This window comes from Prolinoborus fasciculus (genome assembly GCF_056724605.1).
The window spans coordinates 14,683-27,579 of the sequence record NZ_JBWZQN010000020.1; the positions used below are offsets into that span (position 1 = coordinate 14,683).

A 12,897-nucleotide genomic window follows, 5' to 3' on the forward strand; every position below is an offset into this window, starting at 1 on the left:
TTATAGATCAGACTTGATGATGTGGCAAGACAAATTCAACATCACTGCGATGACCGTTTTTCATCAATGACAATGCAATATTGAGTGGCGGCGCACCTTCAAAAATCACATCATACAAGGCCGAGGTAATCGGCATATACACATCGAGCTCTTCCGAACGTGCCTTGACCTGTACAATGGTATTAATCCCTTCTGCCGTTTGCCCCAACTCAGTCGTTGCCTGCTCCAAGGTTTTACCTTTACCAAGCGCATAACCCACCTGATAATTACGGCTAAGAGGGCTGCTACAGGTAGCGAACAAATCACCCACACCTGAAAGCCCAAGGAAAGTCAGCGGATTAGCACCGAGTTTTACTGCAAAACGGCTCATTTCGGCCAAAGCACGGGTCAGGATCATACTCTTGGTATTTTCACCCACGTTATACGCAGCAGCCATGCCCATCGCGACAGCATAGATATTTTTTAATGCGCCCCCGAGTTCTACCCCATGCACATCATCACTAGCAAATACGCGGAACAAGGCACTATGTAGGGCTTGTTGTACGGCATAACGCACCAGCTCGGACTGGCTGGCAATCACGGTTCCTGCCGGCTGTCCTGCCACAATTTCCTTGGCCAGATTCGGTCCTGATAACACACCATAAGGCACTTCAGGCAACACTTCACGAATAATATCGCTCATGAAACTAAAGGTTTTGGCTTCAATACCCTTGGTCAGCGAGATCACGGCTTGCGATGTAATAAAAGGTTTGATTTGCTGCAAAACATCCCGGAAAGAATGGCTCGGAATTGCGACTAAAATAATATCGCGATCACGCACAGCCTGTTCCAGGTCTGACACCGCCAGCAGATTTTCTTCTAACTTAAAATCTGGCAAATAGCGTTTATTGATATGGGTGGCATTAATATCTGCCGCAACTGCTTCATCACGAATCCAGATCATGGTATTGCAACCATTACGCACTGCAGTATTGGCCATTGCAGTACCAAAGCTGCCCCCACCCAATACCGTTACTCTTAAAGCTGTCTTATGATCAACTGCAACCGGTTCTACCAGTTTTGAGAAATTTAATTCTGACATCTTATTTTTTAATATCCTGTTATACCGTGCAAACTAGCTGTTCTGGTTCCAGTAACTGACAAAATCACCGGTTCGAATCTCTGTGCGTGCTGGAATTGCTTTTGCGGCAGTGCCAATATAAATAATACCCGAGACCAGATCGTCTTTTGAAATTCCCAATGCCTGCTTAAACAGGCCAGACTCGACTACAGCACCGCTACGCCACATGGTTGAGAAACCCTGAACCTGAAGTGACAGCAGAAAATTCTGAATCGCTGCGCCTGAACTAAGGATTTGCTCAAAATGAGGAACTTTAGGATGATCCTGCAAACGCGTTAAGGCAAGTACCAATAAAGGCGCACGAAATGGATGATTTTTAACACGCTCAATCTGCGCTGTTTCAGTTTCACCCAAATCGACGAGCGCCTGCGACAGCAACTCTCCAAAAGCTTCACGCTGATTATCTGGAACCACCACAAATGTGGTCGGCTTGAGCCGATGATGATCGGGTGCAGTTAATGCCGCCTGAAAGGCTTTTTCCAGTTGTTCTGCATTCGGTGCCGGTGCCAGCAGATGACCAATCGATTGTCGTTGGTGAATATTTTGATGAACGATGTCAATCGCAGATTCCGTCATTGCCTTGTATATCTACACTTAAAAACTATACTCAAGATTAGCATATTCAAAGAAAAATACGCTAGAAACTTCATAGCGATTCAGCCAGCTCATCACCACTTAAAAATAAACTTGCTTGGTTTTTCAATCCCGTACTGCTCTATTTTTCACCTAAGTCACATAGAGCTATACCAAAAATTGCCAAACCTATACAACAGCTACAAAATCTGCGCTGCTTGCTGTGTTGAAATATTCAGCATCGTATTTACTTGAGATTTCATGATGAAAAAAACAATCACTTTCAGCGGATTGGCTATTTCCGCATTACTGCTTACTGCCTGTGCCTCAAACCCGACTGCTTTGGCCGTTCAAAAGGAAAATAACCAGTATGAGGTGACCGGATTAGGTAAAAATCAACTGACCTCGAAAAACAATGCGATTACTGCGGCCAATAAAGCCTGTGGCTCTCGATCAACCCCAATTATTGTGGATGAAAAGACAGCTTATAACGGCGCTTTAAAAGGCGTGGTCGATGAACAAACAGGTCAGATGATCCAGGCAGCAGCTACCGTTCTCGGGAATATCGCAGGTACCAATACCGGTTTAAACCAAAATGATGATTATCAGACGGTTCTTACATTCCGCTGTCAGGCCAAATAAGCTAATAAACCATAGCGCAATAAAAAACCGCTCTTCAAGAGCGGTTTTTCGATGGTCTGGATTAACAATAACCTTCCAGACGGGTCAAAGGCAATTTTTGACCAATGGCTTTTTCAATTTCTGGCAGATAGAACGCATCATCTTCTGCAAGGAAACTGATACTCACACCACTGGTTCCCGCACGACCGGTACGACCAATACGATGCACATAATCATCCGACTGTTCCGGCAAGGTGAAGTTCACCACATGCGATACACCATCAACATGGATGCCACGACCTGCCACATCCGTTGCAATCATGATGTTATGTTTACCATTTTTGAACTGATCCAGCATTTTAAGGCGTTTGTCCTGAGCAATCTCGCCAGACAGCATCACTACTTTATAGCCATCACGTTTTAAATGGTCATAAAGTTTGCGCACCTGATCACGACGGTTGGCAAAAATCATGACTTTTTCAATCGGCTCATCACGCAAGATTTCTTGCAACAATTTATATTTGTCCGCCTTGGCGACCATATAAACCCGTTGCTCGACATCGGCATTGGTTTTCTTTTCCGGTTCAATTTCAACTGTGACCGGTTCAAATAACCATTGTTGTGCAAGATTCAGCACATCGTAGCTGAAAGTTGCAGAGAACATTAAAGTCTGACGTTGTTCTTTACGCGGCGAGAAACGCACAATGCGCTTTACTGAAGGAATAAAGCCCATATCTAGTAAGCGGTCGGCTTCATCAATGACCAAAAATTCAATCTGATCCAGCCAGACTTCTTTTTGTTCTACAAAATCGATCAAACGACCCGGTGTAGCCACCATAATATCGACAGGCGCTTTATTAAGCTGGTTCTTTTGCTTGTCAAAATCCACACCACCCAGCAAGGTCACCACATTGAGACCAGCATATTTCGCCAGATCCTGTGCATCGCTTTCGATCTGTAACGCCAGTTCACGGGTCGGTGCCAAAATCAGCGCACGTGGCTCACCACGATAGCGTTGTTCCTGAATCGGATTATTTAAGAGATCATTCATGATACTAATTAAAAAGGCAGCAGTTTTGCCTGTACCTGTCTGTGCACGGCCAATGGCATCATGTCCTGCCAGCGTGAATTTCAAAACCTTCTGCTGGATAGGCGTCATGGTGGTAAAGCCTAAAGCATCAATCGCTTTTTTTAGATTGGGATGTAAATTTAAGGTTTCAAAACCAGATGACATAAAGCGGTGCTCTAATTGGGTAATCACTAAGATAGGGATAGTATAAACAAAAAACGCCCCAAGTTATATTGGAGCGTTTTCTTTTTAGCTTAATCCGAAGATTAGTCTAATGGTTGAACTTCTTCAGCTTGAAAGCCTTTTTGGCCTTTAACAACACTGAATTCAACACGTTGGCCGTCACGAAGTGAACGGTGACCGTCACCTTGGATAGCACGGAAATGAACAAATACGTCATCACCGCCGTTACGTTGAATAAAGCCGAAGCCTTTAGTATCGTTAAACCACTTAACTACGCCTTGTTCGCGAGCAGCTGTCATAAGTTAATCCTCATTGAAACTAAAAGAAGGACCACCCGGTGTTGCAAACAGCAGAGCAAACAAGTTTGAAAATATTATTTTTAAGCTTGTAATCATTCTGTAAAACTATCAACAAAATCCCGGTTACATCCATTTATGTAATAGGGTGAAAAACAATCACTTTGTTTATTCAAAGTCCCAAATACGCAACGAGCTTAACATGGGTTTATCACAATTAATAGATTTTTTTTAGCATGTTCTGTTTGATTTAGTTATTTTTTTCATGAAAATTGTCAAAAGACTTTATAAAGTCATTTAGATCTTCTTTTTCTGAAACCAGTTTGGTTCTGGCATCATATTTGCTACTATTTATAGCCTTTTCTGCCATCTAAATAAAACCGCAATGTCCGAATATCCAGCGCAATTCAGCCTTATAGACGCTATGGGAAAACCGTGCCCGATGCCGCTATTAATGTTAAAGCGCGCACTAAAGGCCGGAAATCAGAAAACATTCCTGCTGAAATCATCTGATCCGCATAGCCAGACAGATGTCAGCCGCTATTGTCAGCTGCATCAGCTCAAGCTTGAATTTAAAAAAATTTCTGATACAGAGTTTCACTACTTAATTGAATCTTAAAAATTTTCAATTAAACTGTTGATCTTCACTTTCGTATACTTTTTTACATTTCTCTACCCAAATATCCATTATTTGCGGAGAGATTGGATTAAGATAAAACCTAGTTTAGGGTTATCCCGCACTTCAAGGAGAACACATGAGTGACAGCCGCAATCAGTTAATGCCCCTGTCATTATCGGCGCCAGGTGTCAACCTCGGTGCTTATATCAGCACTGTCAATCAGATTCCGATTTTAACGGCCGAACAAGAAAAAGAGTTGGCTGAACGCTATTATTATGACCAAGATTTAGATGCAGCGAAAATGCTGGTCATGTCGCATTTGCGTTTTGTAGTACATATTGCGCGTAGTTATGCAGGTTATGGTTTGCCACAAGGCGACCTGATTCAGGAAGGCAACCTGGGCCTGATGAAAGCTGTAAAACGTTTTGACCCGAATATGGGCGTACGTCTGGTGTCATTTGCCGTGCACTGGATCAAGGCGGAAATTCACGAATATGTGATCCGTAACTGGCGTATTGTGAAAATCGCCACCACTAAAGCGCAACGTAAACTGTTCTTTAATCTGCGAAGCCTGAAGAAATCATCGAAAAAGTTGACGCTCGCAGAAGCACAGTCTATTGCCAATGATTTAAATGTCACACCAGAACAAGTACTGGAAATGGAAGGCCGTCTGACGGCGTATGATGCGGCTTTTGATGCATCAAGCGATGACGATGATGAAGGTTCCACCCATGTGGCACCAGCGTTATATCTTGAAGATAATCGTTATGACCCGGCTCGTCTGATTGAAAATGAAGACTATGAGGAGCAAAGCACCTCTGCCCTGCATGAAGCCATGGATCAGCTAGATGATCGTTCACGTAATATCTTGCAGCGTCGCTGGCTAGATGACGAGAAATCGACCCTGCATGAGCTTGCAGCGGAATATAATGTTTCTGCGGAACGTATTCGTCAGCTGGAAAAAAATGCCATGGAAAAAATTAAAGTGGCGATGTCATCCAATTAACACCAAATTCTGTTACTGATTTACCTCGAAAAAGCCTTCTTTGATGAAGGCTTTTTTATGTCCGCATTTTGAATTTATGCTAAGGTTGAGCGCAAACTTTATCAGGAAGATCAATTCAAATGTGGATTGCGATTTCAGCACTTAATTTGGCACTTGCAGTCATGCTCGGTGCTTTTGGTGCACATGGTTTAAAAGCGCGGGCGACTGAAGCACAGCTCGGCTGGTGGCAAACGGCAACGGATTATTTTTTCTATCATGCCTTAGGACTACTGATTCTTTCTTTACTGGCGAAAGTCATCCCTGCATTGCCCATTCAATGGAGCTTCGGTCTGATTCAGGTCGGCATTTTACTGTTTTCTGGCTCACTGTATATCATGGCCTTAGGATTACCCCGCGGTTTAGGTGCTATTACGCCCATCGGCGGGGCTTTAATGATTGCCGGATGGTTAATTCTGGCCTGGAATGCTTTAAAATACGCCAGATAAGTTTGAACAACACTTAATCATGGAGGGTTGCTAGAATGATGATTTACATCAATGGCGAACAACAGGAAACTCACTGCAAGAATCTGCTGGAACTGATTCAGAGTATGGCGCTTGAGGGTAAGCGTTTTGCAGTTGAAGTCAATGAAATGATTATTCCTAAAAGCAGATTGGGCGATACGCCAATTTGCGATACAGACAAAATAGAAATTATTCACGCGGTCGGTGGCGGCTAATACTCGGGACAATTATGCAAGATTTATTACAGATTGGTTCACGCCAATTCCAGTCACGCCTTTTGGTAGGCACGGGCAAATACAAAGATTTAAATGAAACTCAGCAGGCCATTGAAACCAGTGGTGCAGAGATTGTCACTGTCGCTATTCGCCGTGTCAATATTGGCCAAGATCCTGACCAGCCGAACCTGCTGTCAGTCATTCCTCCGGAAAAATATACCATTTTGCCGAATACCGCAGGTTGCTTCGATGCCAATAGTGCCGTCCGCACCTGTATGCTGGCGCGTGAGTTGCTCGATGGCCACAATCTGGTCAAACTTGAAGTTTTGGGTGATGAAAAGACACTTTATCCAAACGTAACCGAAACACTGAAAGCTGCGCGCACCTTGATTGACGATGGCTTTGAGGTCATGGTTTATACCTCGGATGATCCGATCGTGGCGCAAGAGCTGGAAAGCATGGGCTGTGTTGCGATTATGCCATTGGGTAGCCTGATTGGTTCTGGTCTGGGCATTCTGAATCCACATACCCTGTCAATCATCAAGGAAAATGCCAAAGTTCCTGTCCTAGTCGATGCCGGTGTCGGTACAGCGAGTGATGCCGCGATTGCGATGGAACTGGGTTGTGATGGTGTACTCATGAATACAGCGATTGCAGCTGCACAAAATCCGGTATTAATGGCATCTGCGATGAAAAAAGCCGTTGAAGCAGGCCGAGAAGCTTTTCTTGCAGGCCGTATGCCGCGCAAGCGTATGGCCAATGCCAGCTCACCGGAAACCGGCTATTTCTTTAAATAAATTTTCATGAACAAAAATAAAGGACTCAATTGAGTCCTTTATTTTTGTTTTTAGTTAAGGAATCAGACCTTCATCACGCATAGCAATCTGTACAGACTGACGTTCTGCCACTTTATTACGGATATGAATAATATTTTTATATGGACTCAAATCATGCTCAATCTGGTTCGACCAGTTGGTCAAGACAAATAGATAGGCATCCGCAGGCCCAAAGTTATCATCCACCAGATAATCATTGTCCGATTCACCAATCGCTTTATCGATATAACTCAATAGTCGATCAATCTCTGCATAGGCTTTTTTCTTTTCATCTTCGGATAACTTGCCACCGAAGAACACCGCATAGGCATCATGTAGTTCAGAGTTCAGATAACCTAACCATTCCAGCACTTTGGCACGTCCCATGCCCGATGGTGGAATTAGATCTTGTTTTGGATCGTGTTGAGCAAGAAACGGTAGAATTGCAACATTTTCTGTCAGGATCAGACCAGGGTTAATTTCTAACGCTGGTACATAGCCTTTAGGATTAACTTCGTAATAATCCGTACCTTTTTCTGTTTTATGTGTTTTTAAATCAACACGTTCCAAATCAAAATCGACATTAATTTCATTTAAAATAATATGTGCTGCCAGTGAGCAGGCACCTGGTGAATAGTAAAGCTTCATTTCTGATCCTTGTTATACACTTCTCAATGTTTTAAATCGCTTCTGACAAACTTTCAAGTGATCAAACCTGTAAATTGCAAAAAAGCGTAACTGTCACCTCAGGGCAGTTACTCATTCAATATTCAGGATATTCCGGGCTTTTGCAAGTCAATCTTGTGTAGATTTTTATCTCTATCTGTTTAACATACACAGGTTTTCCAAATTTAGATGATATTTCGTGATTAGCCTGAAAAAAGAAGAATGGTTTTCCAATATCCGCACAGATGTATTGGCAGGTCTGGTGGTGGGACTTGCCCTGATTCCTGAATCAATTGCCTTCTCTGCCATTGCCGGTGTCGATCCGCAAGTCGGTTTATATGCCTCTTTCTGCATTGCAGTATCCATTGCCTTTTTTGGTGGCCGTCCTGCCATGATCTCTGCGGCTACAGGCGCAATGGCACTTTTGATGATTACCTTGGTAAAAGAACATGGTTTGCAATATCTGTTGGCTGCCACAATTCTGACCGGCATCATTCAGGTCATTGCGGGTTATTTTAAAGTCGCTAAATTAATGCGCTTTGTATCGCAGGCGGTGGTATACGGATTTTTGAATGCCTTGGCGATCCTGATATTTGTGGCACAAATCCCGGAAATTAACCGGATGGATAGCACCGGTTATCTGTTTATTGCGATTGGTCTGGCAATTATTTATCTGTTTCCGTATATCCCGAAAATTGGCAAAGCCATTCCCTCACCTTTAATCTGTATTATCGTATTAAGCGGGTTGGCGCTGTTGTTAAGTGCAGATATGCGTACCGTGAGCGATCTTGGACAATTCCCGGATACTTTGCCAGTATTCCTGATTCCAGAAATTCCACTCAATCTGGAAACCTTGCAAATTATCCTGCCTTATTCCTTTACCTTGGCGACTGTCGGTTTGCTGGAAAGCATGATGACCACTACGGTCATTGATGAAGTGACCGGAACTGAAGGTGACCGTCATCAGGAATGTCGTGGTCAGGGTATGGCCAATATTGTCAGCGGCTTTATGGGCGGGATGGCCGGTTGTGCCATGATCGGCCAGTCAATTATCAATGTGTCTTCAGGGGCACGTACCCGTTTATCGACTCTGGTCGCTGGCGTGTTTCTGCTGTGTCTCGTGGTTTTTTTGAAAGACTGGCTGGCTTATATCCCAATGGCAGCGCTGGTTGCGATCATGATTATGGTGGCATTTACCACCTTTCAATGGGGAGCAATCAAGCAATTCAGCAAACATCCGCTAGAATTTAATACCGTGATGATTGCCGTGATTATTGTCGTGCTTGCCACTCATAATCTGGCGCTTGGTGTATTTGTCGGCGTATTGCTCTCTGCCCTGTTCTTTATTAATAAACTGGAAAGAACCGTACATGTCTATACGCATTTGAATTCGGCTCATTCACGCAGCTACTTTATTTCTGGACAGATATTCTTTAGCAGTTCAGAGAAGTTCTATCAGTTCTTTGATTTTAAAGAGAAGCTTGAGCATGTCGAACTGGATCTGACCCATGCGCATATTTGGGACGTGACTTCGGTCAATATGCTGAATAACGTGATTCAGAAGTTTAAAGCCCAAGGGATAGATGTAAGGGTGATTGGTTTGAATGAAGCCAGCAGTACATTGATCGACCGGTTTAGTAGCTGATGAACGATGATTAATAAAAGAGCCTCAATTGGCTCTTTTATTTTATCTGGAAGATCTTGCCGATTTTTATGGAGAAATACCGAGAAAAGTTTGACTTGCTCGGCTCAGGACTTAAAATACCGCATTCTGAATTTTTAGATTTGCCAAAGTTATGTCGAACGATCAATTAGACCAGCAAGTCGTGGAGCTGGAAAACTTAAGCGAGCACCGTGAAATCGTGACGTTTATGCGCCGCTCAATGCCGCTGAATACCTCTCAACGTACTGCGCTTGAACAATATGGTCACTTAATTTTGGAATATCCAGTCGGTGATTTGCGTCAGCACTTTGAACATCCTGAACGTCCTTTGACTGTAGAAATTGGTTTTGGTATGGGCCGTTCACTGGTATTGATGGCCAAAGCTAATCCTGAACGTAACTTTGTCGGAATTGAAGTCCATGTACCTGGAATTGCGCAGTGCGTGTATGAAGCAGGTATTGAAGGCCTAACGAACTTACGTGTGCTGGATGCTGATGCAATTCAGGTATTACGTGAAATGCCAGACAATAGTATTAATGCAGTTCAGTTATACTTCCCTGATCCATGGCAGAAAAAACGTCATTTTAAACGCCGCTTTGTTTCGCATGACCGTATGCCGCTGGTGGAGCAAAAGCTGGAGCTTGGCGGAACTTTCCATGCTGCAACGGACTGGGAACCGTATGCGGAATGGATGATAGAAGTATTGGAAGAACGTCCACGTCTGGAAAATCTGGCGGGCAAAGGCAATAGCTATCCTCGTCCGGAATGGCGTCCACAAACCAAGTTTGAACGTCGCGGGATTGAAGCAGGTCACAAGATTAATGATTTTATCTTTAAGAAAATTTCTTAATCTAAGACTCAAAAAAAGCGCTGATTATTCAGCGCTTTTTTATGGGAAAAATTTGGCTTTGAACCCTGCTTCGTAGATAAATTATCAGCTTCTTCATTTCTGATGACGCGTGAGAATCTGCTGGCTCAACAACTGATAGACATTTTGTAAATCTTCTCGCTGCATATTGGCTAACATCTGCTGATGCATATTCAAGATATTCTGATCACCACGCATCGCTGGGCCGGTCTGCATTTGTTTGGGATCATTCTGAGTGGCTTTATTGGCAGTTTCCAGCATTAAGGGATACAACAAACTGAAATCGACCTGTTGTACATCAACCACCTGCTTGGCCATGTCATAACAGTAATTGGCAAAATTACAGGCAAATACCGCTGCAAGATGCAAACTGAGACGTTGACTGGAACTATAAGTATAAACACGATTGCTTAGGCTATTTGCCAGTTCTAATAACAGGATTTGGTCCTGTTCATTCACCGCTTCAATCAACAGTGGCGTCTGCTGCCAATCAATCTGGCGTTCGAGACTAAAGGTCTGTAAAGGATAAAATACGCCTGCACGCGCATGCACATTTTTCAGTAAATTGAGATGGGTGCTGCCAGAGGTATGTACGATCAGATTCTGCTGTAGATACGGATGAATCTGTTCAATGACGTTGGCAATCGACTGATCACTGACCGCGATAATGACCAGATCCACCTCATGATCCAGCTGTTGAGGCTGAGCGATGGCCTGAGCGTTGAATTGCTCAGCCAGATATTGTGCTTTTTCTAGGGTTCGACTGTAGATCTGTACGATCTCATGGTGTGCTGACAATACAAGGGCAAGATGATATGCCACTCGCCCTGCCCCAATCATACTGATCCGCATCTGCTGTTCTTCCTGATAAATTACGCACAGCATGCCAATAAATAAAGATTGAGGCAATTGGCCTTGATGTTTCGAATAGACTTTAGAACTTTCGCAGGGTCAGAATCTGTTCACTTCGACCAAAAGGTCCATGAACATCATGCAGAATCCCGCTGGTCAGACCAATACCATCTTCACCATATTGCTGCACCACTTCCAGTCCCAGCCATTTACCCTGCGGCAGACGGTGCATATGAATCTGCAGGTCCAGATTCGGAAATCCCCAACCGGAATTCGGGTCCTGACGTGGCACAATGCCATTGGCCGTATCGACCATACCGAGCAAACGACTAAAGTCTGTCGTCGGTTGACCTTCTACCATGTCCAGCGAATTTCTTAGCCAGACAATGCCCTTGCCTGCACGATGGTCAGCATGTGCCCGGGTTTCAATACTCTGGATATAACCGCCCGGCCAGCAGCGCATACCCTCCCAAACCGGTAAATATTCTGGACTTTCGATCGGAAAATCTTCCACTCCAGCAATGGCCGTGGTATTTGAAGTTAGCATTCTCCACGCGCGTGCCACGATACAGGTTTTACCATTGGCACACATTTCAGCTTCAACCAGTTCAATGGTTTTACCCGGACGGATCATGCGTGTGGTAATCGAAAATTCACCAAAGGCTATCAGGCCAAAAATATCCAGCCCGACCCGACCAATACGCATGTCAGCACGTGGCTGAAACTGTTCCAGTTCGACGCATAGAATACCGGTGGCTGGCGCCATGTGCTGCTCATGCGGATTCCACGCACCTTGTGCATGAATATTAGAACGGTAATAAGCCGTAGTACTGCCATCTGCATGCTGTTCGCGCTGAATAAAACTGTAATATGCCGACATTGTTTTAATACTTCCCTGAATATTCACTTAAACTTTAGAGTTTACAAAAAGTGCTTTTATCTTTATTTTCTGAGCAAAAAGCCATGATAATCCATGATTTGACAATAAATTTTGCACTGTTTAAATCCGACTTTGGTTAAAAGCGCTTTAAAATTATGCGCAGATAACAAGTAAAAATCCTGCTCCAAGCGTTCAATCATCTTGGTACTTTGCGTTACACTCAACCCTGTCTGTTGTGCCATCTTCTGCATAGTTTTAATGTCTTGCTGATCTTCAGGTTGCATCAGATCATAGGTCAATGCAAGACCATTGGTTTTAAGACACTGATAAATAGCCTGAAAAAATCCGTTTTTTTCGGAATTTGGAATGAAATGTGCCACTAGAATGGCCAACGCAGCATCAAACGTATCCGGCTGATTCAAATCTTGGATTGTGCTTTGGATAAGTTGTACCCTTTGTTGATCTATGGAATTCAGATTTTTACTAACCTGTTCCAGCATAGCTGCTGATGGATCAATTGCAGTAAAGGTCCAGTCTGGATGTTGCTCTAATAAATACGACAATTCATAACCTGTTCCGCAACCCACTATTAATATATGTGCGGTTTCTGGGAGTTCAGTGCTGAGAATTGCTTCAATCTGCTGATGCACCAGTTCATAACCGGGAATCAGTTTACGGATATGATCGTCATAACTGGCGACCACGACTTCACTGTGAAAGTTTTTTGCCATATTTTACTCTGATTTTAGATGTTCAGTACATTCATGTATTTCTATTACCAGACCGTCGTGATCAGTAAATTCATTTACAGACATTTTAGAATCTTGCTAAATGTACAACCTCAAACTGCTAGATATATTGAACGTCCATTGCGCAGGTTTTTCGTTACTTTGACGGGGCAAAGTAACCAAACCCTTTTGTTTCACTGATATGGCATCCCTGCCATAC

Annotated in this window: 16 protein-coding genes; 8 read left to right on the top strand and 8 right to left on the bottom strand. The window is 43.6% G+C overall.

From position 1 onward, the window contains the following. Positions 1 to 7: 7 nt before the first annotated feature. Positions 8 to 1,081, bottom strand: coding sequence for an NAD(P)H-dependent glycerol-3-phosphate dehydrogenase (locus tag AC1P5O_RS06655; RefSeq protein ID WP_004280094.1), 1,074 nt, complete (start codon positions 1,079 to 1,081; stop codon positions 8 to 10). A 33-nt stretch (positions 1,082 to 1,114) separates the two neighbouring features. Next, positions 1,115 to 1,696, bottom strand: coding sequence for a nitroreductase family protein (locus AC1P5O_RS06660; RefSeq protein WP_004280095.1), 582 nt, complete (start codon positions 1,694 to 1,696; stop codon positions 1,115 to 1,117). Between the two features lie 258 nt (positions 1,697 to 1,954). On the opposite strand from AC1P5O_RS06660, the gene AC1P5O_RS06665 reads away from it, so the two are divergent. Continuing rightward, complete coding sequence (locus tag AC1P5O_RS06665) at positions 1,955 to 2,335, top strand: hypothetical protein (protein WP_005246748.1); 381 nt, start codon at positions 1,955 to 1,957, stop codon at positions 2,333 to 2,335. Positions 2,336 to 2,396: 61 nt separating this feature from the next. Here the strand turns inward: AC1P5O_RS06665 and rhlB are convergent, their stop codons facing one another. After that, on the bottom strand, positions 2,397 to 3,548 hold the full coding sequence (rhlB, locus tag AC1P5O_RS06670; protein WP_004280098.1) for an ATP-dependent RNA helicase RhlB: 1,152 nt from the start codon (positions 3,546 to 3,548) through the stop codon (positions 2,397 to 2,399). Between the two features lie 101 nt (positions 3,549 to 3,649). After that, positions 3,650 to 3,865, bottom strand: coding sequence for a cold-shock protein (locus AC1P5O_RS06675; protein WP_004280099.1), 216 nt, complete (start codon positions 3,863 to 3,865; stop codon positions 3,650 to 3,652). Positions 3,866 to 4,286: 421 nt separating this feature from the next. Between AC1P5O_RS06675 and AC1P5O_RS06680 the strand changes: the two genes are divergently transcribed. The 5 genes from AC1P5O_RS06680 to AC1P5O_RS06700 all read left to right on the top strand — a co-directional run bounded on the left by AC1P5O_RS06680 (position 4,287) and on the right by AC1P5O_RS06700 (position 7,002). Continuing rightward, entirely contained in the window at positions 4,287 to 4,481 is a 195-nt protein-coding gene (locus tag AC1P5O_RS06680) for a sulfurtransferase TusA family protein (protein ID WP_171054314.1), read from the top strand. 136 nt (positions 4,482 to 4,617) lie between these two features. Beyond that, positions 4,618 to 5,487, top strand: coding sequence for an RNA polymerase sigma factor RpoH (gene rpoH / locus AC1P5O_RS06685; RefSeq protein WP_004280101.1), 870 nt, complete (start codon positions 4,618 to 4,620; stop codon positions 5,485 to 5,487). Between the two features lie 119 nt (positions 5,488 to 5,606). Next, positions 5,607 to 5,972, top strand: coding sequence for a DUF423 domain-containing protein (locus AC1P5O_RS06690; RefSeq protein WP_004280103.1), 366 nt, complete (start codon positions 5,607 to 5,609; stop codon positions 5,970 to 5,972). Between the two features lie 35 nt (positions 5,973 to 6,007). Next, a complete protein-coding gene (thiS, locus tag AC1P5O_RS06695) occupies positions 6,008 to 6,205 on the top strand; it encodes a sulfur carrier protein ThiS (RefSeq protein ID WP_004280105.1) in 198 nt (65 codons plus the stop codon). Positions 6,206 to 6,219: 14 nt separating this feature from the next. Next, positions 6,220 to 7,002, top strand: a complete 783-nt coding sequence (locus AC1P5O_RS06700; protein WP_004280106.1) for a thiazole synthase — start codon at positions 6,220 to 6,222, stop codon at positions 7,000 to 7,002. A gap of 54 nt (positions 7,003 to 7,056) precedes the next feature. Here the strand turns inward: AC1P5O_RS06700 and AC1P5O_RS06705 are convergent, their stop codons facing one another. Then, positions 7,057 to 7,668: a glutathione binding-like protein gene (locus AC1P5O_RS06705; protein ID WP_004280108.1), complete on the bottom strand. Its 612-nt coding sequence runs from the start codon at positions 7,666 to 7,668 to the stop codon at positions 7,057 to 7,059. A gap of 217 nt (positions 7,669 to 7,885) precedes the next feature. Between AC1P5O_RS06705 and AC1P5O_RS06710 the strand changes: the two genes are divergently transcribed. Both AC1P5O_RS06710 and trmB read left to right on the top strand, forming a co-directional pair. Beyond that, positions 7,886 to 9,331: a SulP family inorganic anion transporter gene (locus AC1P5O_RS06710; protein WP_004280109.1), complete on the top strand. Its 1,446-nt coding sequence runs from the start codon at positions 7,886 to 7,888 to the stop codon at positions 9,329 to 9,331. A gap of 151 nt (positions 9,332 to 9,482) precedes the next feature. Then, complete coding sequence (trmB, locus tag AC1P5O_RS06715; protein ID WP_004280110.1) at positions 9,483 to 10,199, top strand: tRNA (guanosine(46)-N7)-methyltransferase TrmB; 717 nt, start codon at positions 9,483 to 9,485, stop codon at positions 10,197 to 10,199. A gap of 93 nt (positions 10,200 to 10,292) precedes the next feature. On the opposite strand, the gene AC1P5O_RS06720 is transcribed toward trmB, so the two are convergent. The 3 genes from AC1P5O_RS06720 to AC1P5O_RS06730 form a co-directional block, all read right to left on the bottom strand. Next, positions 10,293 to 11,102: a DUF2520 domain-containing protein gene (locus AC1P5O_RS06720; protein ID WP_016806841.1), complete on the bottom strand. Its 810-nt coding sequence runs from the start codon at positions 11,100 to 11,102 to the stop codon at positions 10,293 to 10,295. A 49-nt stretch (positions 11,103 to 11,151) separates the two neighbouring features. Continuing rightward, the gene (locus AC1P5O_RS06725) at positions 11,152 to 11,949 is read right to left on the bottom strand and encodes a thioesterase family protein (protein WP_004280113.1); all 798 of its coding nucleotides are present in this window, start codon (positions 11,947 to 11,949) and stop codon (positions 11,152 to 11,154) included. Between the two features lie 62 nt (positions 11,950 to 12,011). Further along, positions 12,012 to 12,680, bottom strand: coding sequence for a class I SAM-dependent methyltransferase (locus tag AC1P5O_RS06730; RefSeq protein WP_004280114.1), 669 nt, complete (start codon positions 12,678 to 12,680; stop codon positions 12,012 to 12,014). Positions 12,681 to 12,897 lie beyond the last annotated feature (217 nt).

Bases quoted from the DNA above. Each gene is read 5' to 3' on its own strand.
- AC1P5O_RS06655 (WP_004280094.1), bottom strand. From the start codon at position 1,081: ATGTCAGAATTAAATTTCTCAAAACTGGTAGAACCGGTTGCAGTTGAT.
- AC1P5O_RS06660 (WP_004280095.1), bottom strand. From the start codon at position 1,696: ATGACGGAATCTGCGATTGACATCGTTCATCAAAATATTCACCAACGA.
- AC1P5O_RS06665 (WP_005246748.1), top strand. From the start codon at position 1,955: ATGATGAAAAAAACAATCACTTTCAGCGGATTGGCTATTTCCGCATTA.
- rhlB (WP_004280098.1), bottom strand. From the start codon at position 3,548: ATGTCATCTGGTTTTGAAACCTTAAATTTACATCCCAATCTAAAAAAA.
- AC1P5O_RS06675 (WP_004280099.1), bottom strand. From the start codon at position 3,865: ATGACAGCTGCTCGCGAACAAGGCGTAGTTAAGTGGTTTAACGATACT.
- AC1P5O_RS06680 (WP_171054314.1), top strand. From the start codon at position 4,287: ATGGGAAAACCGTGCCCGATGCCGCTATTAATGTTAAAGCGCGCACTA.
- rpoH (WP_004280101.1), top strand. From the start codon at position 4,618: ATGAGTGACAGCCGCAATCAGTTAATGCCCCTGTCATTATCGGCGCCA.
- AC1P5O_RS06690 (WP_004280103.1), top strand. From the start codon at position 5,607: ATGTGGATTGCGATTTCAGCACTTAATTTGGCACTTGCAGTCATGCTC.
- thiS (WP_004280105.1), top strand. From the start codon at position 6,008: ATGATGATTTACATCAATGGCGAACAACAGGAAACTCACTGCAAGAAT.
- AC1P5O_RS06700 (WP_004280106.1), top strand. From the start codon at position 6,220: ATGCAAGATTTATTACAGATTGGTTCACGCCAATTCCAGTCACGCCTT.
- AC1P5O_RS06705 (WP_004280108.1), bottom strand. From the start codon at position 7,668: ATGAAGCTTTACTATTCACCAGGTGCCTGCTCACTGGCAGCACATATT.
- trmB (WP_004280110.1), top strand. From the start codon at position 9,483: ATGTCGAACGATCAATTAGACCAGCAAGTCGTGGAGCTGGAAAACTTA.
- AC1P5O_RS06720 (WP_016806841.1), bottom strand. From the start codon at position 11,102: ATGCTGTGCGTAATTTATCAGGAAGAACAGCAGATGCGGATCAGTATG.
- AC1P5O_RS06725 (WP_004280113.1), bottom strand. From the start codon at position 11,949: ATGTCGGCATATTACAGTTTTATTCAGCGCGAACAGCATGCAGATGGC.
- AC1P5O_RS06730 (WP_004280114.1), bottom strand. From the start codon at position 12,680: ATGGCAAAAAACTTTCACAGTGAAGTCGTGGTCGCCAGTTATGACGAT.